The sequence below is a fragment of the Candidatus Delongbacteria bacterium genome, from assembly GCA_041675285.1.
Lineage (GTDB): Bacteria > CAIWAD01 > CAIWAD01 > CAIWAD01 > CAIWAD01 > CAIWAD01.
Genome location: JBAYTZ010000003.1, coordinates 338949 through 360967 on the forward strand (window position 1 = coordinate 338949; position 22019 = coordinate 360967).

Consider the following 22019-nt stretch of genomic DNA (forward strand, 5'->3'; position numbering starts at 1 on the left):
CCGGCCGTGAGTGGAATGACCGATCAGGAACGCGCCCAGAAGTGGTTTGATGAGACTCGTCGCCTGCACATGAGTCCCAATCCGGACCTCCACAAGATCGTCGCCGGCTACCGCAAGAGCCTGGACTTCGTGCCCAACAACCCGCAGGTGATCTACTTCCTGGGCGTGGCCCTGATGGGCCGCCGGGAGTGGACCAACGCCGAAGAGCACTTCCGCCGGGCCCTCAGCCTGCAACCCGGCATGTCCGAAGCCTGGTTCCACCTGGGGCAGACCCTGCTCCAGGAGCGGCGCCCGGAAGAGGCGGAACAGGCCATCCGCAAGTCCATCGAGACGGCGGCCAAGGAGACCCGCGGCCCGCTGTACTTCATGCTGGCCGGCGCCCTGCAGGCCCAGTACGACCTGCTGGCCCCGCGCGACCGGCAGCAGGCCGAGGCCAAGCTCAAGCAGGCCGAGGAGTGCTACCGCCTGGGCTTGGAGACGCGCCCGGACGATCCCCAGGGCTGTTTCCAGTTCGCGCTCTTCCTGCAGAACCTCAGCCAGCTGCCGGGCCATGAAGGCGCCCTGGCGGAGGCCGAGGCCCTGCTGGACGGCGTGCTGGCCGGCCAGCCCGGCCTGCGCGACGTGCTGAACCTGCGGGCCCTGCTGCACTCCCGCCGCGGCGAGTTCGACCAGGCCACCGCGCGGCTGGAGGCCGCCCTGGCCGAGAGTCCGGAGGACGCGGGCCTGCTCTTCAACCTGGCCCAGATCCGCGAGCAGGCCGGCGATCCGACGCGCGCCCGCGAGCTGCTGGAGCGCACCCTGGCCGTGCAGCCGCGCCAACCCGGCGCCCTCTCCCGCCTGGCGGGCCTGATCGCCCAGCACGAGCGCGATTGGGACCGCGCCCTGGAGCTCATCGCCAAGGGCATGGAACTGGCGCCCCGCGACCCCGTGCTGGTGTACCAGAAGGCGCTGATCTTCCTCGAACGCGCTCTGGAGCTGCCGGAGGAGGAGCGCGAACCCGGCCTGAAGGAGGCCCGCGCCCTGGCCGAGTTGGCGCTGGAGATCCAGCCCGGCTTCCAGCCCGCGCTGGGACTGCTGGGCCGCCTGGGCGCGCAGCCCGACGCCGCCGCCGCGCCGACCGTCGACGTGGCCGCGCTGCAGGCGCAGCTGGCCGACAAGCCCGACGATCCCGAACTGCAGACCCAGCTGGTTCAGGGCCTGCTGGCGGCCCGGCGCTTCGAGGAGGCCCTGCCGCTGCTGGAGTCGCTGCTGGCCCGCAACCCCGAGGATCCCCCCACGCTGGTCAACCATGGTCTGGTGCTCTCCTACCTGGCGGGCCAGGACGCGGGCCGGATCCAGGCCGCCCGGGCCTCGCTGCGCAAGGGCATCGCGGGTTCCGAGACGCCGGATTCGCCCATCCTGCTGCGCCTGGCCCAGCTGAACCTCATGCTGCGCGAGCCCGAGGAGGCCTTCGACCACCTGGCCGTGCTGCGCGAGCGCGTGGGCACGGACCCGCGCCTGGACGAGGCCCAGGTCAACCAGCTCTCCGGCGTGGCCGCCCAGCAGAAGGGTCTGCTGGAGGTGGCCTGCGGCTTCTACCGGCGTTCCATGGACGTACTGGACGCGCGCCGGCAGGACGGCAGCGGCGGCACCCTGCTGGAGACCGCGCTGCGCGAGGCCTCCGGCAGCCTGGCCCAGATCCTCGACCTGCTGCACCGGGACGACGAGGCCGTGGCGGCCTACGAGCGCTGGAGCCAGGCGGCGCCCACGGACGGCACGCCGCTCTTCCGGCTGGCCGGGGTCCTCAACCGCGGCCGGCGCTTCGAGGAGGGACTGGAGGTCCTGCACCGGCTGGAGCAGCTGGCTCCCGACAACCCGGTGACCCAGTACTACCTGGCCCTGACCCTCACCGACCTGGAGCGCCACGCCGAGGCCGAGGCCTGCCTGCAGAAGGCGCTGGAGCTGCGGCCGGACTTCCCCGAGGCCCAGCAGCGCCTGGCCTACCTGCAGCAAAACCGGCCCCTGGTGGCCGCCTCGCTGGAGGAGCTGGAAGCCAGCGTGGCCGCCGACCCGGAGGATCTGGACGACCGCCTGCTGCTGGGTCAGGCCTATCTGGCCACCAAGCAGTGGAGCCAGGCCGCCGAGCAGCTGGAGGTGGTGGTCAAGGGCGACGCCAAGAACCACAAGGCGCTCTTCGACCTCTCCCAGGCCTGGCTGGCCGCGGGCGACCGCGAGCGCGCCATCGACTGCCTCGTGCATCTGGAGGAACGGCTGCCCACCGATCCGGGCGTGCGCTTCCGGCTGGCCGAGCTGCTGCTGGAGAACGAGGAGGAGGAGCTGGCGGTCAAGGAGTTCCGCAACGCCGTGGACATGCAGCCCAACAATCCGGTCTTCCAGTTCCGCTACGGCGTGGCCCTCAAGGCCGCCGACCACGAGGACAAGGCGGAGAAGGCCATCCGGCGCGCGCTGGAGCTGCAGCAGACCTTCCCCGCCGCGCACTTCGAGCTGGGCCTGCTGGAATTCACCAGCGAGCGCTGGGAAGCCGCCCTGAAGAGCTTCATCACCAGCTACCAGCAGGACAACCGCAACTTCATGGCGCTCTACTACTGCGGGCTGGTCCAGGCCAAGGTCCAGCAGGACCGCCGCGAGGCCGTCAAGTTCTTCCAGTCGGCGCTGGGCATCAGCCCGGGCCACGCCGACAGCCACTTCCAGCTGGGCAACCTGTTCCTGGCCGAAGGCCGCCGCTCGGACGCCGGCTGGCACCTGGAGAAGGCCCTGGAGCTCTGGCCCGCGGATGCCTTCAACCGCGACCTGGCGGAGGAACTGCTGGAGAAGACCCGTCAGGCTTGATTCTTGATAGTGGGAAAATCGTCTGGCGTCCAGAGCTGTCCAGAAACATCGATTACAAACTCAATCCCCGCTTTCGAGCGGGGATTTTTTGTATTGAAAAGTGCGTGAAGTTCCAGCAGCATCCGCTAGATTTGTGTCCAAGTGTGTGACCAAGTAGACGGCAAGCCAGGGTCAAACCAGTTGTGGGCACAGGAGGCGGACATGCCACTAACCGACGCGGCACTCAAGGCAATGAAGCCCAAGCCCAAGCCCTACACCGTAAGTGATGGGCGCGGCTTGTACGTCGAAGTATTTCCGACGGGCGGGGTTGTCTGGCGCTTTCGCTACCGGCTGGATGGCAGGCTGGAGAAATTGACGCTGGGCAAGTACCCGGAGCTGTCGCTCAAGCTGGCCCGGGCCTGGCGGGATGAGGCGGCCCACAAGGTGCTGCTGGGCGAGTCGCCGGCCCGCCAGAAGCAGCTTGCCAAGGTTGCCGCAGATGAGACGGCCACGGTGGCAGAGTTCACCGAGCGCTTCCTGCGAGAGGTGCTGGCGAAGGACATCAAGAACGTGCGCGTCCCCCGCCGCTACTTCGACAAGGATATCCTTCCCTTCATCGGTGAGCGGCCTATGAGTACCATTTCCACGGAGGATGTGCGCGCTATAGTTTGGCGTGCCAAGGACAAGGGAATCGATGCGACAGCGGGCAAGCTGAGGGGCATGCTGTTTCGATTGTGCGACTTCGCAATCACCTGTGGTGTGATGCAAGCGAATCCGGTGACCGCCTTACCCATGCGACACGTATTCAAAAAGAAGTCGCGTGAGCGGGCCTTGTCGCGGGACGAGATTCGCACTTTCCTGAATGCCATTGGCGAGTCCACCATGCGCCGGCAACTCCAGATTGCCTTGCGCCTGCTTCTATTGACCATGACGCGCAAATCCGAGCTGATGCTGGCCAATTGGGCCAATGTGGATCTGGCGGCGGCGGAGTGGCACATTCCCGCCGAGCAGTCCAAGACCGGCAAGCCCCACATCGTCTACCTGTCTCGGCAGGCGTTGGAGTTGTTCCAGGAGCTGCGGGGATTGGCAGACAGCAGCGAGCTTGTGCTGCCTGGTTGCGGGAGCCTGAACAAGCCCTTTGCTCCCACGACGCTTAACATGGCGCTTGAACGGGCCTTGCATGGTTACGGGATGGCGGGCTTCACGATCCATGACCTGCGCCGGACCTCATCCACCCTGCTGCATGAAAACGGTTGGCCTTCGGATGTGGTGGAGAAGGCGCTCAATCACACCATCGGTGGAATGCGGGGAGTCTACAACCGGGCTGAGTACGCTGATCAGCGCCGCGAAATGCTGCAATTCTGGGCGGATTTCGTTGAGAAGGCATGAGTGGAAGGAAGTTCACGATGAGCGATGTGCAACCCAATTGTGAAGGCTCACTGCGAGGGCCGCTGAGGTTCTACACTTTGACTCAGGCCGCAGTTCGATGGGCTGGACTAACGGGCGAAGAACCTCAAATGAGCGTCTCAGTGTGGCTCCCAGGTGCTCCATTCGTGAAGACTGACCCGCAGAGAGAGCATCCTGAGCTACGAATCAGGTACGGATGGCTTATCGCTGCGACCGAAAACGGCGAACTCCCATACGTCGGGGTTACCGACTGCTATCTGCCCGAAACAGAAAGGTCCGGGCATGTTGATTATCCTCTTCGGTGTGTTAGCCGCACTGATCTGAAGGCATGGATGCTGAAAGAGCATCCTGACGAAAAGCCCTCTTTCCTGTTCAATAGGGCCGAGAGAAGCAAAGGCAACAATGGAGAGGTTGACGAGAGATCCAAGGGGAGTTTTCTGAACATCATTGGAGCACTGTTGGCTTATATCGAAGGCGATCATGGCTTCAGCAGGCATCCTAAGTACAAGAGCAAGGGGATTCTTGAAGATGAGCTGACCGAAAAGTTCGATGCTTACGGCTTGTCGAAGAAAACCCTTCAGAAGAAATTCTATGAGGCCCGAAAAACATTGAAAACCGCAATAGGTGAGCGAAACCCGAGCGACTGAAAATGTCCTTCGACCCGCTACCAGAGCGGATTTTGAGCCCTAATAGGAATCTCTCTCCCCCAATTGCTGGGTGATCCCCCGTAGCGCAATGCCCTCTTATGGCACCAAAGCCAAAGAGGTGCCCACATGTTCAGTACAATCCTTCGCCTTCCAACTGTCTTGGCCGAAACCGGCTATTCCCGTTCAACCATTTACCAACTGATCGCGCAAGGGCTTTGGCCCAAACAAGTCAGTCTTGGGGCGCGGGCTATCGGCTGGCCTGCCAGGGAGGTCCAGGCCATGAATGCGGCCCGAATCTCCGGCAAGTCGGATGAGGCCATCCGTGCGCTTGTGCTCAGGCTTGAGGAGGCGCGCAGAGATGCAGCCTGAAACATCGCTGAAGGCCAGGCTTAGATCCATCGGCAAGACCTGCATCGTGGGCCTGGCAATGCGTTGCGGGGGCTTGCTTCCAGGTCGGTTTTTCGAATAGTTGCTATCGCGGGGAGGGCTCGCCGATGCTTGACACGGAACGCCAGTTCACAGAAGCGATTCAGGCGGCTGGCCTGACCCCTCCTGAAGTGGTTGTCGCAAACGGGCGGCTGGCCCGCTTCCGGGGAAGTGGAAAGCAGGCGGATTGCTGGTATGTCTTGCACAGCGACGGCATTCCGGCCGGGTGCTTCGGCGATTGGCGCACAGGTCTGGTTCAATCCTGGCGGGCTGAGATCGGGCGCCCGCTGACCCATGCCGAGGAGGCCTTGCACCGGCAACAGGTCCAGGCGATGCGTCAAGAGCGCAAAACCGAGGAGGTGAAGCGGCATGCCGAGGCCCGCGAAAGGGCAAAGGAGATTTGGGAACGTGCCCTTCCCTGCAGGGAGCATCCCTACCTGGCCCGAAAGCAGATTCAGCCACACGGAGCGCGAGTGCATGAGGGCCGGCTGGTTGTTCCTTTGCGGTTGGGCGGTGAGTTGCACTCCCTCCAGTTCATCGGAGAGGACGGCAGCAAGCGCTTTCTGACCGGCGGGCGGGTGGCGGGCTGCTACTGCAGCTTGGGCAAGATGAAGGACGCAAGAGCGCTCTGTATCACCGAGGGCTTTGCAACCGGGGCGAGCATCCACGAGGCAACCGGCCATCCGGTTGCCGCCGCCGCCAATGCCGGAAATCTTCTCGAAGTGGCGAAGGAGCTGCGGCAGAAGTACCCCGACCTGCCATTGATCCTGTGCGCCGATGATGATTGCAACACGGCCGGCAATCCCGGCCTGACCAAGGCGACCGAGGCGGCGCGGGCTGTCGGCGGCTTGCTGGCAGTGCCCGACTTCGCTGAGCCCCGTCCCGACGGAGCGACGGATTTCAACGACATGGCGGCTCAATGCGGCGCGGAGGCTGTGAGACAGGCCGTGTGCAACGCAAGGACAACGGATGAACGCGAATGCCAACCGGCGGATGCGGGGTCGTTAGCGGGCGAATTCGGCGACTGGCCGGAGCCGCAATCGCTTTGCGTCAAGATGGACCCTGAGCCCTATCCAATTGATGCGCTTCCTTACACCATCCGGGCAGCAGTTGAAGAGGTGGCGGCATTCGTCAAGGCTCCCTTGCCTCTGATTGCCGCAAGCGCTCTCTCAGCGCTGTCACTGGCAATTCAACCTCATGCGGACGCCAAACGGGCGGAACGGCTGCAAGGGCCATCCAGCCTGTTCCTGTTGACGATTGCGGATAGCGGCGAGCGAAAATCGACCTGTGACGGCTTCTTTACAAAGGCCATTCAAAACTACCAAGAGGCGCAAGCTGAGGCCGCCAAACCGATCCTGATAACGTACCGGGCTGCGGTTGAGGCTTGGGATGCCGAGTGCAACGGCATCAAAGACAAGATCCGGCAACTTGCGAAGAGCGGACAGCCAACGGACGAAAGGAAAGGAGCTTTGCGCGAGCTGCAAGTCAGGAAGCCAAGACCGCCTCAGATCCCTCGCTTGCTCTACTCCGACGCGACTCCCGAAGCGCTGGCCTTCGGTCTGGCGACGCATTGGCCATCAGGTGGTGTGGTATCCGCCGAGGCGGGCATCGTTTTGGGGGCGCATGGAATGGGCAAGGATTCCATCATGCGAAATCTCACGATGCTCAATCAGCTCTGGGATGGGAACAGCTTGACCATTGACCGGCGCACGTCGGAATCCTTCACCGTTCACGGGGCACGGCTGACAATTGCCCTGCAAGTGCAGGAGCCGACCTTGCGCGAGTTCCTCAGTCGAAACGGGGCCCTGGCGAGAGGGACGGGATTCCTTTCCCGCTTCCTTATTTCTTGGCCCGATTCAACCCAAGGCCAACGTCCTTTCAGTGAAGCCCCTGAGACTTGGCCAGCTCTTGCAGCCTTCAATCGGCGAATCACGGACATCCTCTCTCAACCGGCTCCCATAGACGATACCGGCGCGCTTCAGCCCATGTTGTTGACGTTTACAACAGAGGCAAAGGCGGCCTGGACAGCCTATCATGACAAGGTGGAAGCCCAGCTCTCGAGCGGCGGCAATCTCCAGGACGTGAGAGACGTGGCCAGCAAATCGGCTGATAATGCGGCTCGCTTAGCGGCGCTATTCCAATGGTTCGAAGACAGCGGCAGCGCAATCACGATTGAGAATCTCTCATCGGGTTGCCGTTTGGCAACATGGCACTTGAACGAATCACGGCGCTTCTTTGGCGAACTGGCCCTCCCCTCGGAACTGGCCAACGCAGCCCGCTTGGACAGCTGGCTCCTGGCATATTGCCGACGCGAAAAAGTCCAGGCGGTTCCTACAGGCAGTGTGCAAAGATGCGGGCCATGCGGCTTGCGGGCTAAGGCAGCGATTGATTCCGCCATGACAGAGCTAACGGAGTCGAATCGGGCGCGATGGAGACAAGACGGCAAGCGCAAACTGATTGCCTTGAATCCTGCGTTGCTTTCTGGGGATCCACACTAATGGGTAGATTCCGCGATTCAATACAATAGGCTTGGGGCGAACCGTTGCGAATCCTGCGAAAGCTGCGAAGGATGGTAGGGCAGCTTTTTCATTCGCAAGATTCGCAGCTTTCGCGTTAGCAGGCAACTCGGAAGCAAGAGATGAGGCACGTACCTCTCCATTGGTTGCGACTGACAGTAATGCTCAACTTTTGAAGCTCCCTCTGACCCTTCATATGGGTTGAACCAACCGCTCGACTCATGCTCTTTTTCTGACGCTCATCTTTCGCTTGCACGCGGTCACATATGTTCTTAAGTTCACATTATCCCTATTCCGTATGAAAGGCTCCTCCAATGCGTCTCACACTATTTGTCTTACTAACCATGGTTGCCGCGCTATCTGCAACACCTCCCATTGATCTTAATGTCAGTGCTACCACCGACGGTGATAGCATATATGTCAACTTAAATTGGTCGGAATTTCCTGATGCTAGTTATTATAGAATATATCATTCATCTTCAACCACAGAGCCAGCCTTGAATGTTGGGCAAACACCAGACACTTGCATTTCGATTTCATCTTCGACAGGGTGGAATTGGCAGAATCAACCGCAAATTTTGGGATTTTATAATGTCACTGCCGAATACGATGAAATCGTCGGACCTATAGAACCACGGAATAGGCTGGTTCCGCAGGAGTACGCAACTATTCAAGAAGCTATAAATGCGGCCGCAATTTCTGATACAATTATTGTTTCGAATGGGATTTATTATGAGAATTTAAACATTCCTGATAATAAGCGAATTAGTTTCGTTTCAATTGGCGGACCTGATAGCACCGTGATAGACGGGCAAAATAATGAATTTGTATTTAACATAATTGATGTAGGGTCTAATGAAAACTATAACGACAGCATTTTCTGTAGTATAGATGGGTTTACTATAAGGAACGCTAATTGGGGGTTTAAGGGACGATTTCTTTTCAGGGCAAATTTTAACAACTGTTCATTCATTGACCTAAGCAATCTGTACATGTCTTCAAATTATGTTGACTATTATGGATGTAGGCTTTCCAATATTCATTCAACTGAAAACGATGGCGGCTTGGTGTCCTTTATTCAATGTGCAGTGAATGATTGCGAACTTGTTAATGCGAGAATTTCCATCATTAACACCGTCGTTGGATCATCCAATATAAGGTGTGATCGATTGTCATTGAATGATTCAGACATACAAAGTACAGGAATTATACAAGTTTATGGTGATTTAACTGTCGATAACAGCGAAATTGTTATTAGTGATTTCCTTTTTGGAGGAGGCTTTTCGTCAATTAAAAGAAGTAAGTTGACAATTTTTGGTCGCACAGGTTCAGTTTCTTTTTGGGAACCATATGTTGCAGAATTTGACTCTTCAGTTATAAAGAATTTAGATATTGTTAGTTACGGAACCTGTGAAAATGTATTTATTGATAATTGCGCCTTTAGTAATGAGTTTGGAACTGGAATAATATCGCTTTCAAGCAGATATGTTGGATGCGTTCCGATTTATAAATCAACTTTTAGTGGTATTAATGCAGCATGTGGGAAAATTTACAACTCTATAATTTGCAATACTACAATTTCACCAGCCCTACTTTTATATGGACATATTCCAGATGGAGAGTATTTTTGTAATGGAGGAAGAGGGAATTGTATTGTGTTCTACAATAACACAGTTAATTATGAGTTAGAGTGCTTGTCATCTATTTCTAATACGTTTGAGTTGGATCCGCGATTTTGTGATCAAAACTCAAACGATTTTAGATTATCGCAACTTAGTCCCTGTCTTGTAGCAAATAATGAGAATTTGATTGGATGTGGAAATATTGGCTATTCTGTAGATTTGTGCAGTGAGACCGCACAAAACAAGTAAACTATCGTTAAATATGATAGAGCGTCTGGAGATTCAATTGCAAATCATCGGCATTCTATGAAATAAAATATCGTCTTATGCGAAAACTGAGCTTGTGGTGAATATACTTCAATTTGAAGGTAAAGTAGATCTTAAAACCAGACTTTGATAAGAGCCTGCACGTATTATTAAGTTGTTATTCGCCGACACTGGCACGTCGCATTGGCCTTGATCATTGATTCCCCATGCAGCAATTTCATTGTCACTCCTAAGGGCCAAGTTGTGATTTTGGCCAGCAGTTATAGATGTAAAGCCAGAATTAGGTGACGGGACATTGCATTGCCCAAAGGTATTGTCTCCCCAAGCGATTATCGATCCATCTTCTTTCAAACCAAGGCAATGATTGCCACCAGCCGAAATTGCAATGAAGTCACTATTAGGCGATGGAATATCATGAAGATTATATTGGCCAAATCCCCAAACTAAAACGGATCCGTCAGATTTTAGACCAACAGAGAATTCCCACCCAGCAGAGATATCAACAAAATCATAATTTGGATCTGGAACCACACATTGACCATAATTGTTTGATCCAAATGCAGCAATGGATCCATCGCGTCTCAATGCCAGAGTATGGTTTCCTCCACCTGAAATAGCCACGAAGTTTGAATCAATTAGAGGTACATCACATTGTCCATAGTCGTTATATCCCCAAGCTACAATTTTGCCATTCGATTTCAGCCCAATGCAATGGAAGTATCCGGCAGAAAGTTCAGAAAAATCCAGATTGGGTGACGGCGGACTGTATTGATTCATGGAATTATTCTCACCCCAAGCAACTATTGAGCTGTCTGACCTTAATGCAATATTAAATCCAGATCCGCAGTCTATGTCAATGTAATCCAAATTTGGTTTCGGAACATAATAATACTCACGGCCCCATGTTAAAATAGTACCATCAGATTTCAAGGCAATAAAATTTGATTCGCCTCCAGCTGAAATGGCGACGAAATTTGCATTTAGATCAGGAATTCCAGTTTGATAATATTGATCATATCCCCACTCCTCAATTGATCCGTCAGCCCTAATTCCGAAGCTAAGATTCAATCCGGCAGATATGCTGACAAAATTGTTGTTAATTGTTGGAACATCACATTGTCCATAATCATTAGATCCCCATGCGATAACCGTTCCGTCTGACTTGAGACCCAGATAATGAAAATCTCCTGCAGCGATTGCTATAAAGTCTTGGTTTGGAGACGGTGGATATTGAGCTCCATTCCCCCATGTAATAATGGATCCGTTTGATTTAAGCCCGATACCACCCAAATAATTGGTGGCTATTGAAATGAAATCTGTATTTGGCAGAGGAACACTAAATTGAGTAAAATCATCATAACCCCAAGTAATGATCGACCCATTTAATTTCAATCCTAGTGCGTGATACTCACTGGACGCTATGGCGATGAAGTTTGAGTTTGGTTCCGGAACTGATGGCATCAGTTCGTGATAGCCCCAGCGTGAAATGGATCCGTTGGATTTTAGCCCATAACTAAGAAAACGACTGCAGGCGATGTCAATGAAGTCTGAATTTTGTAACGGTACATTGCATTGGCCAACGCTATTTCTTCCCCAAGCTGTAATTGATCCGTTTCCGTGTAGAGCTAGCGAAAATTCATAGCCCGCACAAACAGAAATTACCTCGTGCAGATCACTCAATTCAGGGGTGAATTCTCCACCCCATGATTCTATGTATCCTGGAACCTGCGCGGGACTTCCTATCGCTTTAACATTGTAAAATCCAAACACATCTGGTTGCGATTGCCAATTCCAATTAGTATTTAATTGGTGATGGAATGTGGTATCTGTGGTAAAACCTAAGCTATTGAAAGAATTCGTCAATAATTGAGTATGGAAAATCTGATACCTATCAACTCCAACAGATGGACTCCAGTTAAGTTCAACATCTATTACATCGCCATTTGTAGAAGACGAAATGTTGACAACAGGTTCATTAATTGCGACAGCTACACAGGGTAAGAGAACGAGGATTAGGTGAGTCGTTTTCATTATATGACCCTAGTCTTGATTTGGAGGGGATGCAGCATGATAGAGTTTACAGCATTCGCGCGCAAGCTAAATGCGCACGTGCTCAAAAACAATCTTGAAAAATGAGAATCGGGACATTGGGAAGAATGATGAGAGGATCTACGGTTCTGTGTTCCCAACTCATTTCTACTCCAACTCCTGAAAAACAGGAGGAAAAACAGTGTCAAAGTGGATTTCTGGCACCAGCGGCAATCCCTCCGGCCGCCCGCCCAAGGGAAACGCCATTGCCGACATCTTGAACGAGTTGCTGGACGAGCTGAAGGCGCCTGGCGTCACTCGGCGGCGCGCCATCCTGGCGAACGTGTGCAACATGGCTGAGGCGGGCGATATGCGGGCCGTCAACTTCATTGCTGAGCGCACCTGTGGAAAGGTCACCGAGAATGCCCAGCGATTTGGGATTGGGCCGCTGGAAGTCGATGGCGTGGAGTTCGTGCCTGCCCGGGAGCCCATCCGCTTGTTTGAGTTTTCTCCCGTTGGCGAGAAGCCGGGAGAAGACTAAGTTGGTGCCCCGCTCCGGCGCGTGAGTCGGGCCGGGTGCATTGGGAAATGTGTCCAAGATTGTGTCCAAGCTGCCGGCTCAGGTGCGGCGGAGCCGCTCCAGCACTGGATTTGCAGCGAAGTTTTTGTTTCATAGTGGGAACCATTGATTGCCGCGGACCGTTGGAGCGCTTCCAATTGAGACAGCAGGAGACGACGATGGCTGAGCTGACCAAGGTGACGGACGCGAATTTTCAGGAGACGGTGGCCGCTGGCGGGCTGGTGCTGGTGGATTTCAGTGCGACCTGGTGCGGCCCGTGCAAGAAGCTGCACCCCCTGCTGGCGGAAGTCCAGGCCGAGCGCGGCGACGTGCGCATCGTGACGGTGGACATCCAGGAGGCGCCGGATGCCGCCCGCAGCTGCGGCGTGATGTCCGTGCCCCAGGTGCATTTCTTCAAGGACGGCAAGGCGGTGGACAAGTTCATCGGCCTGCAGGCCAAGGCGAAGATCCTCGAACTCATCGACAAGAACATCTAAGGAAGGCGGAAACCATGCTGAAGAAGTGGCTCATCCTCCCGGTGCTGGCCCTGCTGGTGCTGGCGACGGTGAATTGCGGGGGCGCCGCTCCCGCCGACAAGGCAGCCAAGCCTGCCGCCAGCGCCGCGGCTGTCAAGGTCACGCCCCTCAAGGGCTTCGACCAGGCCGGGCTGAAGGGCAAAGTCACCTTCGTGGAGCTGTGGGGCGTCTGGTGCCCGCCCTGCATCAAATCCATGCCCCACGTCCAGGAGACCTGGGACAAGTACAAGTCCAACAAGGACTTCAATATGATGGTGGTGAACACGGGCTGGCGCGGCGACAACCTGGACAAGGTCAAGGGCTGGCTGGCCGCCAATCCCAAGTACACCTTCCCCGTCTTCTTCGACGACCGCGCTGAGGCCCAGCAGTTCGCGGTGGCCAACCAGGTCAACAGCATTCCCCGCAGCCTGATCTACGACAAGAAGGGCAAGCTGCGCTACAACGACCATCCGGGCGGAATCCCCGCGGGCTTCATCGACGGCCTGCTGAAGGAGTAACCAGAGGAAGAGTCGGAGGGGTCAATGACTCGGTGTCACTGGGATCTGGGATCGACAGCCGTCGCGCGGCCCAGGCAGTCGAGGTCAGGACTCGGCGATCGTCACTTCAGGAGGGGAACGGCCATCCTTGGCAAGCGGCTCCTCCTGGTGCTGCTGCCCTTGATAGGGCTGGGGTTTCTGTCCTGCACCGACTCGTCGTCGGGGGATGATCCGGGTGATGCTGCTGTGACGCCCATGTCCCGGGTGAGCATGGCCGCGATGCGGGGGAGAGTGACCTACGTGGAGTTGTGGGGCGTGTGGTGTTCGCCCTGCATCCGCTCCATGCCCGACATCCAAGCGGTGTGGGAAGAGCATCGGTTCCACCTGGCGGGCTTCGATTTGCTGGTGGTGAACACAGGTTGGCGTGGCGACAATCTGACGGTCGTCGAGGACTGGCTGGCAGCCAACCCGGAATACGACTTTCCCGTCTACTTTGAAGACCGGCCGGACACACTGACTTTTGCCTACCAGTACCAGGTAAACAGCATCCCGCGCAGCCTGATCTTCGACAAAAATGGACGACTGCGCTACAACGATCACCCGGCCGGAGTTCCAGCGGACTTCATCGACGACCTGCTCAGGGAGTAGCGACACCCTGCCAAGATTGACAGAAGGGAGGCCGGTATGCAGCAGTCTGGCAAGTTGATTGGCGTTGGCCTTTTTGCCGTGCTGCTGCACGTGCTGTCCACCAGCGCGAGCGAGACCACGCTGTTCGCCGCGGACGGCGCAGCCGTGGCCTACATCGCGGACGATCAGACGATCTACCTCTGGTCCGGCGACGCGGTCGGGTACATCGAAGCGGGCTATTCCGGCGATTTGAATGTGTATTCATCGGGTGGACAACACCTGGGCTGGTATGGCGCGGGCGTGCTCCGGGACCATGAGGGACGACGGCTCGCCGCCTGTGCGGGAGCGCTTTCCCCGCTGACCGGCAGCGAGCCGGCCAAGGCGGCCAAAAAGCCGCTGGAACGCCAGAAGTTCAAATCGACGCCGCCAATCAAGCCGTTGTTCACCAACGACTGGGCGAAACAGCGGCTGGACGAGGTGTTCAAGCAGGGCGGGTGCTAGGAAGGATGCCGGTCAGCGCCCGGACCCCAGGATTCACCACAAAAAAGGCCGGCGCAAGCCGGCCTTTTCATTTCCGCTGAGCTGGACCTGCGATCAGTCCCGCTCCTCGTCCTCTTCCTCGTCGTCCTCGAGGCCGAAGCGCGCGTTCTCCTCCTGCACGGCCTCCTCCCACAGCTCCATCGGCGACGAGTCGGAGTAGATGAGCTTCATCAGGATGTGCAGATGGTCGTCCAGCAGTGCCAGATTGCCGCTGACGGCGTCGTTGATGGACTTGGAGTCCAGCCCGTGTTCGCGGCACAGCAGATAGGTGCGCAGGGCCAGGCTGCCCGTGGAGAGGTCCAGTTCGAAGTCGCCGTAGCGCTGACCCAGGTTGAGCCGGGTGATCAGCTCCATCATGGCCCAGCGCCGCTCCGCCGGAATGCTGGTGGGCAGGAAGGAATAGAAGCAGAAGATCTCCGCCTGCTGATCCCAGACCGCCCGGCACTGCCAGGAGCCGTTCTCGCCCGTGTACGAGGCGTCCACGGAGGAATCGTCCGGATAGAACCGATGATCCCAGTCGAGTTCGCTGAAATACTCCAGGATGGTGTCGATGGGATTGGGTCGCATCTCCGTCTCCTTCTCCAACGTGTCCGGTTGCAGGACTTATCGGTCCCTGACCGGAATCATCCAGCCGCAAAGGTAGGGTTTTGAGAGCTGTCTGGCAGGATTTTCTGAAGCTGGCCTGGCTTTGGGGCGGCCTGTGGCTGGCCGGCTGGACACCCGGCGCGGCCCGGGCAGCGGATCCCGACCTGCAGCGCGGGTTGGCCTGCCTCAACTCCGGCCAGGCCCGGGAGGCCCTCGAGGCCCTGACCCGCTACGCCCGGACCTGCCGTTGCGCCGAAGGGGAATTCCTCACGGGGCGGGCCCTGCTGGAACTGGAGCGGCCCCAATCCGCCCTGGTCGCCTTTCAGGCCGCACTGGCCCTGGACCCCCGCCACCTGCCGGCCCGCCTGCACGCCACCCTGGCCCTGGAAAAGCTGGAGCGCTGGGAGGAGGCCGCCCGGGAACTGCGCCTGGCCCTGACCGCCGAACTGGCCGACAGCCTTCGCCTGGACGTGGAGCAGCGCCTGAGTGCCGACGGCGAGCGCCTGAGATTGCAACTGGCGGGTGCCCGCCACCCGGCTCCGCGCCGCCTGGGGGACAAGGTTAACAGCCCGGCGGACGACTTCATGCCGCTGCTCAGCCTGGACGGCCGCCAGCTCTGGTTCACCAGCAACCGGCCCGGCGGCTTGGATCCCCAGGGGCGCGGCGGCGTCTTCCGGGAGGATTTCTGGCAGAGCGAGCGCGCCGGCCCGGACTGGGGCACGGCCCGCCTGGTGGATCCGCCCATCAACACCGTGGGCTCCGAAGGATCGGGTTCCTTCAGCGCCGCTGGCCGGCTCTTCGTTTTCAGCGCCTGCGGCCGACCCGGCGGAGGCGATTGCGACCTCTTCCTCTCGGAATGGACGGAGACCGGTTGGAGCGCGCCCCGACCGCTGAGCCGGCTGAACAGTCCAGGCTGGGAGAGCCAGCCGGCCCTGGCCCCGGACGGCAGCTGGCTGCTCTTCGCCTCCGACCGCCCGGGCGGGCTGGGCGGGCAGGATCTCTGGCTGGCGCGCCGGGAAGCCGATGGCCAGTTTGGGGATCCGCAAAACGCCGCCGCGCTCAACACGGCCGGACACGAAGCTGGACCTTTCCTGCACGCCGACGGCTACGATCTCTACTTCAGCAGCGACGGCCGGATCGGCTTCGGCGGGCTGGATCTGTTCCACAGCCGGCTGGCCCCGAACGGCAGTTGGAGCCCGCCGCGCAATCTGGGTCCGCCCTTCAGCACCAGCCAGCCGGACCTGGGCCTTTGCCTGAGCGCGGACGCCCGGACGGCGCTGTTCTCTTCGCGCCGGGACGGCCGGCCGGACCTGGATCTCTATGAGAGTCAAGTCCCGGCCTGCTGTCCGCCGGATCCCGTCTTCCAGCTCACCGGCCGGGTGGTGGACGCCACCAGCGGTCGGCCCCTGGCCGCGCGCGTGAAGCTGGAATCGCTGGAGCCCGGGAATTCCACCCCGGGCGAGCTGCTCTGCGACGCCGACGGCCTGTTCACCTGCGCGCTGGTGGGCGGGCGGCACCTGTTGTTCGCGGACGCCCCCGACCACCTCTTCGCCTGCCAACCCGTCCTGGCGGGCGCGGCCGCCCGCGGCGACCCGGGGCCGGAAAGCTGGCGCGCCTCCGCCGACACCCTGCTGGTGCGCCTCCAGCCCCTGGAGGCCGGCGCCCATCTGGCCTTGCCCATGGTGCGCTTCGCCTTCAACCGCGCGGAACTGCGCCCGGACGGCCTGCCCGTGCTCGAGCAGGTGCTGGCCTGGCTGCAGGCCCAGCCCGGCACCCAAGTCGAGCTACGCGGCCATACCGATGACGTGGGAAGCGAGCGCTACAACCTGGACCTTTCCTGGCGCCGGGCCCAAGCGGTCAAGGACTGGCTGGTGGCCCACGGCGTACCGGAAATGCAAATCAGCACCCGGGGGCTGGGCATGCGTGAACCCTTGCGGCCAGAGGCCGGCGAGGCTGCCCGGGCCGCCAACCGACGCACGGAACTGTGGTTGCGATAAGCAGAAGTTCTGAAGTTCCGGATTGCAAATTCTGCCCCTCCCCTGGCGACCCGCACCATCTCCCATCTCACTTCCCCGAGAGAACCTAAAAGACAATTCGCATTCCGCGGGGATTTTCTGCCCTTCTCGGGCTGGCCTGATCCTTGCCGAAGCTCAGCCGGGAAAAAGAGCTTCGCGCGGCTCGAATGTTTTCCGGAAGTGCCGATAGTCAGAGACGCTGGAGTAGGCTGCGCGACCAAGCGGCGCGCCCCCGGCCCGAACGTGACTCTTTTGCTTTCTGTTATACGTATGGATGCTCTGGCGTCCTTGCACTCTCCCTGCAAGGCCAACGGACAGTGTAGAATCGAATTTGCTGCGGAGGAAACATGGGAACGTCTGCTAAAATTCCCAGAACGCTTGCAGCTGTGTCCTTCCTGGTTTTTCTGGCCTTGTTGTTTGCGCAGAAAGCCGGGGCACAGGCCACCATCACCACGCCGGTGGGAGTCACTTCCACCGTCTACTTGGACATGGGTGGTCCGTACGGGTACACGGATCTGACAGCTGTTACTGGGGCGAGTGACCTCGTCATCACCAGCGATGCCGGCGGCGGCGACCTGCAAATCGGCGGCACGCTGAGCCTGATCCTGCCAAGCACGAGCTGGGAGTGGGTGCCCGGCAACTGCGTGGCCACGGTCTCGGGTGGTGGTGGCAACGTCACCTTTGCCACCCCTGTCAACGCTCAGACCTTGGTGGCCACGTTGAACGTGGGCGCCATTCCTGCGCTTGGCAACATCACCTTCACGGTGCTGGCCGCGCGCTGCGTGGACACGGTGACCGACGCCATCGCGGCGACGGCCATCGCGGCCACCACCAACACCATGACCAGCATGACCAACGCGGTGTGGGGAACCACCATCGCGGCGGTTGCGGGTCCGTCCCTGACCTTCAGCACCCCCACCGCCGGTGGCCCGGACTCCACGGACCTGGCGGATGGCGACGGCGGCTGGGATCTGGGCGTGGTCTATGCTTTGACGACGCACACCACCACGGCGGCATCTGACATGCAGCTCTGGTGGAGTGTCGACTCCATGCTGACCAGTGTCAACGACGAAGAAGGCGCCTTCCGGGCCTTCCGTGATTCCACCAACGTGGAAGTCCCGCTCTGGATCGACGTCTCCACCTCGCCCACCACGGCCACGCCGTTGACCAGCGGGCTGAGCGACTGGGACGTCTCCGGCACGGAGTACTACCTCTATGCCACCAGTGGTGAGACCGGCTCCCGCTCCATCGGCCGGGCCGGCCCGATCCGCGCCTTCCACTATCCCACCAACAACCTGAACCAGGATGATCCGAACGCCGCCGACGCGAGCTTCGACTTCCTCTCCGCCAACAACGACTACCTGGATTCGGGTGGCCTGCTGGCGCTGGATGATGCGACTCAGGACGGCTCGGGTGTGGACAACATCACCTGGGACATGAACACCATCGACTTCGATCACAACGCCGACATCAAGCTGTATTTCAGCACCCAGTCGGGCTTGGATGAAGGCGACCTGACGCTGAGCGGCACGGCCGGCAACTACCTGGTCACGGGTCTGGCCGGTGGCACGCTCATCGCCCCCTCCGACACTCTGGAAGAAGATGTGGACTTCACCTTCAACTGGGACATCTACATCAGCGACCTGAGTTTCGTGCCCGCCGGGAGCTATTTCCTCTATGTGGTTTCCAACGACGGCCTGCACCAGGACGTGGACGTCTCCGCAAACCGCTACGTCGTGAGCCACACGCCCATTCTGGTCCTCCAGGACCCGTATCCGGACGGCACGACGGCCATCTTCGACCTGCGGCCGGACGTCAACCGCTTCTTCAACATCAACTGGGGTCTGACCATCGCCGGTGACACCGATCCGGACAACGACGCGAGCATCGCGTTCTACCTGGACGCGGACACCGACGGCGTTGCGGACTTCGACCAGACCTCCATCGCCACCCTGATCGCCACCGGGACCGCCACCGACGGCAGCATCGCCAATGGCGAGCTGATCTACGCCTCGGCCTTGACCGAGAATCCCGATCAGCAGTTGGAGAACTTGGTGGACGTGGACATGTGGGGTTGGACCGAGACCCTGCGCTCGGCGATCAACACCCGCGTGGCGGCTGGCGACAACCTGTTCCTCTACGGCATCATCACTTCGGGCGGCGTCTCGCGCATCGCGACCTATGTGAGCGAGGACGTCAACGCCGTCGTGACCGCCGGTGAGGACCTGACGGACGGCACCAGCGCGGCCCTGACCTGCACCAACGCCCAGGATGCCTTCGTCACGGATCCCCCGGATCTGGGCGGCAGCGTGGGCTGGGGCGAAGCGTACCGCATCGCCTGGGACTTCGCCTGGGACTTCGGCGAGACCAACCAGAACGTGCTCCTCTACGTGGGCAACGAGAACATGCGCGCCGACGCCACCTTCAACGGCACCTTCGGCACGGGCGTCCTCGGTCTGGTGGACCTCACCAACAACCTGTGGGTGGGCAACTCCACGGACGGCACGGTGGCCGGCAACACGGGCGACAACATCATCACGGGTCTGAGCCAGGAAGATGGCTTCAACTTCCAGCCGCACCTGATGACCGGCAACAGCGTGGGTGCGGGCGCCGCCTCCAGCCTGGCTGCGGCGGTCACGGATGCCGCGACCCTCTACGTCTATCTGGTGGTGAGCAGCAGCGCTGCGGGCGTGGCTCCCGCCGATGCCGACCTGGTCTTCCAGGCGCCGGGCGACCTCTTCCTGGAGAGCGACGCCGGCACCACGACCTTCGGCTACAAGCTCATGCCCAACCAGCTTTCGGTGGTTCAGGGCCAGAACGTCGCCTTCGATGTCTACGTCGACTCCGGCGTGGCCACGGCGGAGATCGCCACGGTCTTCATGAGCTGCGACACGACCTACTGGGATGTCACGACCCCCGCTGCCCCCTTCACGCTGAACACGACGGTCTTCAGCGCGGCCCGCGTGGTTGAGAACAGCAACGACGAAGGCAACGTGGCCGGCGGACGTCATCACCTGAACTTCGTCTACGGCGCGGTGGGCGCCCCCGACGCGAACCTGGACGGCGGAACGAACTACCTGTGCACGCTGAACCTGACGGCCAAGCACACGGGCATCATCAACGCCGTGAGCACCGAGCTCTACTTCGACCAGGATCCGCCCAACGGTCGCTGGACCACCTACTATGACGGCAATGGCAACGCCATGCCGGTCCTGGTCATGCTGCCCGCCGCCGCCGCCCTCAGCTATCCGCTGGGCGAGCTGCAGGGCAACGTGGAACTGGAAGGCGTCAACGACTTCACGGGCATGGTGGCCACCATCAGCGTGAGCCCCAGCGGCGCGGTCCAGGGCCTGGAAGCCTGGAACGCCACCTTCGAGAGCACCAATGACGAAGATGCGGTCACGCCCGGTTGCCAGGTGACCCTGGACCAGGCGGGGCATTACCACCTGCGCAACGTGCCCAACGGCGAGTACGATTTCACGGTTCACGTGGACGGCTGGCTGGATGGCACCCGCAACGTGCAGGTGCAGCATGGCGACCACCTCGGCGACATCGATCCGATCTACACGCAGCGGATCACTCAGGGACTGGGTCAGCAGCGTCTGGAGCTGTTGGCTGGAGATTGCGCGGGGTACACGAACGAGTTGGGCGCCACGCGCCCGGACAACCAGGTTGACGCCACGGACCTGACGGCGGTGAAGAACGCCTACAACACGGAGCCCGGTGACCTGACCTGGAACGCACTGTGCGACTTCGAGCAGGTGACCACCCCGGACTGGGTGTACATCCCCGACCTGAACCTGGTGAACGCCAACCAGGGCACCGCGGGCGTGCCGCTGGTCTACCGGTCCACCGGCCGCAGCAACGCGGGCGTGGCCTTCGAGATCCTGAACGCTCCGGACTTCGTCTCCGCCGGCCAGGAATTCAGCGTGGACATCCAGCTGAATGACGCGGTGGACGTGCGGGCCCTGGACGTGCGGCTCTCCCTGCCGGGCCTGCAGATCGTCTCCCTGGATCTGGTTCCGGTTCTGGGACCCTATTCCGCGGCGGACTATCTGACCCAGAACACGGGTGAGGAACTCATCATCGCCGGCGCCATGAAGGGCCGCGAGGTGGTGGCCTTCTCCGGCAGCGCCAAGGTGGCCACCGTGCACCTGAGCGCCCTGCAGGACGGCCGTCCCCAGATGATGCTCTCCTCGGGTGCCGTTGTGAACAGCGGCAATGAGATGGACGTGGCGGAGTTGAACAACGCGGCGGTCCTGCCCTCGGCCTACAGCCTGGGCGAGGCCTACCCGAACCCCTTCAATCCCGTCACCCGGATCGAGTTCGCCCTGCCCGAAGGCGGCATGACGACCTTGAAGGTCTTCAACATCATGGGACAGCAGGTGGCCACGCTGATGAATCAGCAGCTGAACGCCGGCCGTCACACGGTGAGCTGGGACGCCACGAACGAGGCGGGCCTGAAGGTCGCGTCGGGCATGTACGTCTACCAGCTGGAAGTGAACGGCTTCACCCAGTCGCACAAGATGCTGCTGCTGAAGTAAGTCACCCCGATCGGTTTTCCTGGAAGCCCCCGCCTCGGCGGGGGCTTCCTTTTTGGTGCCGGCGGCGCGGCTGAGCCCCCATTCAACCTGTCTTGAATTGGGCATCTCCTGACGGATTCGCAACAGGGAACATCCAGATAACTGGAGCGCGAAGGCGCTACGACTCGGAAGACCAATTGTCTACGTCGGGGTATGTGTTGATGATCAACATGGTTCAGGGGTTGGCCGAAGTTCTGCCCTTTCTGGCACTGGCTTTGCATTTCTCCGCTCAGCAAAACGGTTCGGTGTTCGACCAGCACAACATCCGCCTTCCATTCCCAGCCACGCCGGGGCGACCCCGCGGGCCGGGACGGGCTTTGTGCCGCGTGGTGCCGGGGAGTGCCAGCCGTGGTTGCCGGAACAGTCCACAACGACCA

Annotated in this window: 15 protein-coding genes; 13 read left to right on the forward strand and 2 right to left on the reverse strand. The window is 59.7% G+C overall.

Annotated elements, in window-relative coordinates; genetic code table 11:
• Positions 1-15: 15 nt before the first annotated feature.
• The 6 genes from WC326_04930 to WC326_04955 all read left to right on the forward strand — a co-directional run bounded on the left by WC326_04930 (position 16) and on the right by WC326_04955 (position 9675).
• Positions 16-2829 carry a tetratricopeptide repeat protein gene (locus WC326_04930; protein ID MFA7330401.1) on the forward strand — a complete coding sequence of 938 codons (2814 nt, stop codon included), beginning with the start codon at positions 16-18 and terminating at the stop codon, positions 2827-2829.
• Between the two features lie 201 nt (positions 2830-3030).
• On the forward strand, positions 3031-4197 hold the full coding sequence (locus WC326_04935) for a tyrosine-type recombinase/integrase (GenBank protein ID MFA7330402.1): 1167 nt from the start codon (positions 3031-3033) through the stop codon (positions 4195-4197).
• A gap of 164 nt (positions 4198-4361) precedes the next feature.
• A complete protein-coding gene (locus WC326_04940; protein MFA7330403.1) occupies positions 4362-4862 on the forward strand; it encodes a hypothetical protein in 501 nt (166 codons plus the stop codon).
• A gap of 126 nt (positions 4863-4988) precedes the next feature.
• Entirely contained in the window at positions 4989-5231 is a 243-nt protein-coding gene (locus tag WC326_04945) for an AlpA family phage regulatory protein (protein MFA7330404.1), read from the forward strand.
• Between the two features lie 125 nt (positions 5232-5356).
• Positions 5357-7786, forward strand: a complete 2430-nt coding sequence (locus WC326_04950; protein MFA7330405.1) for a DUF3987 domain-containing protein — start codon at positions 5357-5359, stop codon at positions 7784-7786.
• A gap of 332 nt (positions 7787-8118) precedes the next feature.
• Positions 8119-9675, forward strand: a complete 1557-nt coding sequence (locus tag WC326_04955) for a hypothetical protein (GenBank protein ID MFA7330406.1) — start codon at positions 8119-8121, stop codon at positions 9673-9675.
• Positions 9676-9783: 108 nt separating this feature from the next.
• Here WC326_04955 and WC326_04960 read toward each other — a convergent pair whose 3' ends face one another.
• Positions 9784-11724 (reverse strand): hypothetical protein, encoded by a 1941-nt coding sequence (locus WC326_04960; GenBank protein ID MFA7330407.1) that lies wholly within the window; start codon positions 11722-11724, stop codon positions 9784-9786.
• A gap of 199 nt (positions 11725-11923) precedes the next feature.
• Here WC326_04960 and WC326_04965 point away from each other — a divergent pair, with 199 nt between their 5' ends.
• The 5 genes from WC326_04965 to WC326_04985 all read left to right on the forward strand — a co-directional run bounded on the left by WC326_04965 (position 11924) and on the right by WC326_04985 (position 14420).
• A complete protein-coding gene (locus tag WC326_04965; GenBank protein ID MFA7330408.1) occupies positions 11924-12262 on the forward strand; it encodes a DUF5681 domain-containing protein in 339 nt (112 codons plus the stop codon).
• 197 nt (positions 12263-12459) lie between these two features.
• A complete protein-coding gene (locus WC326_04970) occupies positions 12460-12777 on the forward strand; it encodes a thioredoxin family protein (GenBank protein ID MFA7330409.1) in 318 nt (105 codons plus the stop codon).
• Between the two features lie 14 nt (positions 12778-12791).
• On the forward strand, positions 12792-13313 hold the full coding sequence (locus tag WC326_04975; GenBank protein ID MFA7330410.1) for a TlpA disulfide reductase family protein: 522 nt from the start codon (positions 12792-12794) through the stop codon (positions 13311-13313).
• Between the two features lie 147 nt (positions 13314-13460).
• A complete protein-coding gene (locus WC326_04980) occupies positions 13461-13940 on the forward strand; it encodes a TlpA disulfide reductase family protein (protein ID MFA7330411.1) in 480 nt (159 codons plus the stop codon).
• A gap of 36 nt (positions 13941-13976) precedes the next feature.
• Positions 13977-14420: a 4-fold beta flower protein gene (locus WC326_04985; protein MFA7330412.1), complete on the forward strand. Its 444-nt coding sequence runs from the start codon at positions 13977-13979 to the stop codon at positions 14418-14420.
• Between the two features lie 93 nt (positions 14421-14513).
• On the opposite strand, the gene WC326_04990 is transcribed toward WC326_04985, so the two are convergent.
• Positions 14514-15026 carry a YbjN domain-containing protein gene (locus WC326_04990; GenBank protein MFA7330413.1) on the reverse strand — a complete coding sequence of 171 codons (513 nt, stop codon included), beginning with the start codon at positions 15024-15026 and terminating at the stop codon, positions 14514-14516.
• A gap of 80 nt (positions 15027-15106) precedes the next feature.
• On the opposite strand from WC326_04990, the gene WC326_04995 reads away from it, so the two are divergent.
• Together WC326_04995 and WC326_05000 are read left to right on the forward strand one after the other, a co-directional pair.
• Positions 15107-17041, forward strand: coding sequence for an OmpA family protein (locus WC326_04995; protein MFA7330414.1), 1935 nt, complete (start codon positions 15107-15109; stop codon positions 17039-17041).
• Between the two features lie 404 nt (positions 17042-17445).
• Entirely contained in the window at positions 17446-21603 is a 4158-nt protein-coding gene (locus tag WC326_05000) for a T9SS type A sorting domain-containing protein (protein MFA7330415.1), read from the forward strand.
• The last annotated feature ends 416 nt before the right edge of the window (positions 21604-22019 follow it).

Excerpts from the sequence above, each read along its gene's own strand:
- WC326_04930 (MFA7330401.1), top strand. The coding sequence starts at position 16 with ATGACCGATCAGGAACGCGCCCAGAAGTGGTTTGATGAGACTCGTCGC.
- WC326_04935 (MFA7330402.1), top strand. The coding sequence starts at position 3,031 with ATGCCACTAACCGACGCGGCACTCAAGGCAATGAAGCCCAAGCCCAAG.
- WC326_04945 (MFA7330404.1), top strand. The coding sequence starts at position 4,989 with ATGTTCAGTACAATCCTTCGCCTTCCAACTGTCTTGGCCGAAACCGGC.
- WC326_04950 (MFA7330405.1), top strand. The coding sequence starts at position 5,357 with ATGCTTGACACGGAACGCCAGTTCACAGAAGCGATTCAGGCGGCTGGC.
- WC326_04955 (MFA7330406.1), top strand. The coding sequence starts at position 8,119 with ATGCGTCTCACACTATTTGTCTTACTAACCATGGTTGCCGCGCTATCT.
- WC326_04960 (MFA7330407.1), bottom strand. The coding sequence starts at position 11,724 with ATGAAAACGACTCACCTAATCCTCGTTCTCTTACCCTGTGTAGCTGTC.
- WC326_04970 (MFA7330409.1), top strand. The coding sequence starts at position 12,460 with ATGGCTGAGCTGACCAAGGTGACGGACGCGAATTTTCAGGAGACGGTG.
- WC326_04975 (MFA7330410.1), top strand. The coding sequence starts at position 12,792 with ATGCTGAAGAAGTGGCTCATCCTCCCGGTGCTGGCCCTGCTGGTGCTG.
- WC326_04985 (MFA7330412.1), top strand. The coding sequence starts at position 13,977 with ATGCAGCAGTCTGGCAAGTTGATTGGCGTTGGCCTTTTTGCCGTGCTG.
- WC326_04990 (MFA7330413.1), bottom strand. The coding sequence starts at position 15,026 with ATGCGACCCAATCCCATCGACACCATCCTGGAGTATTTCAGCGAACTC.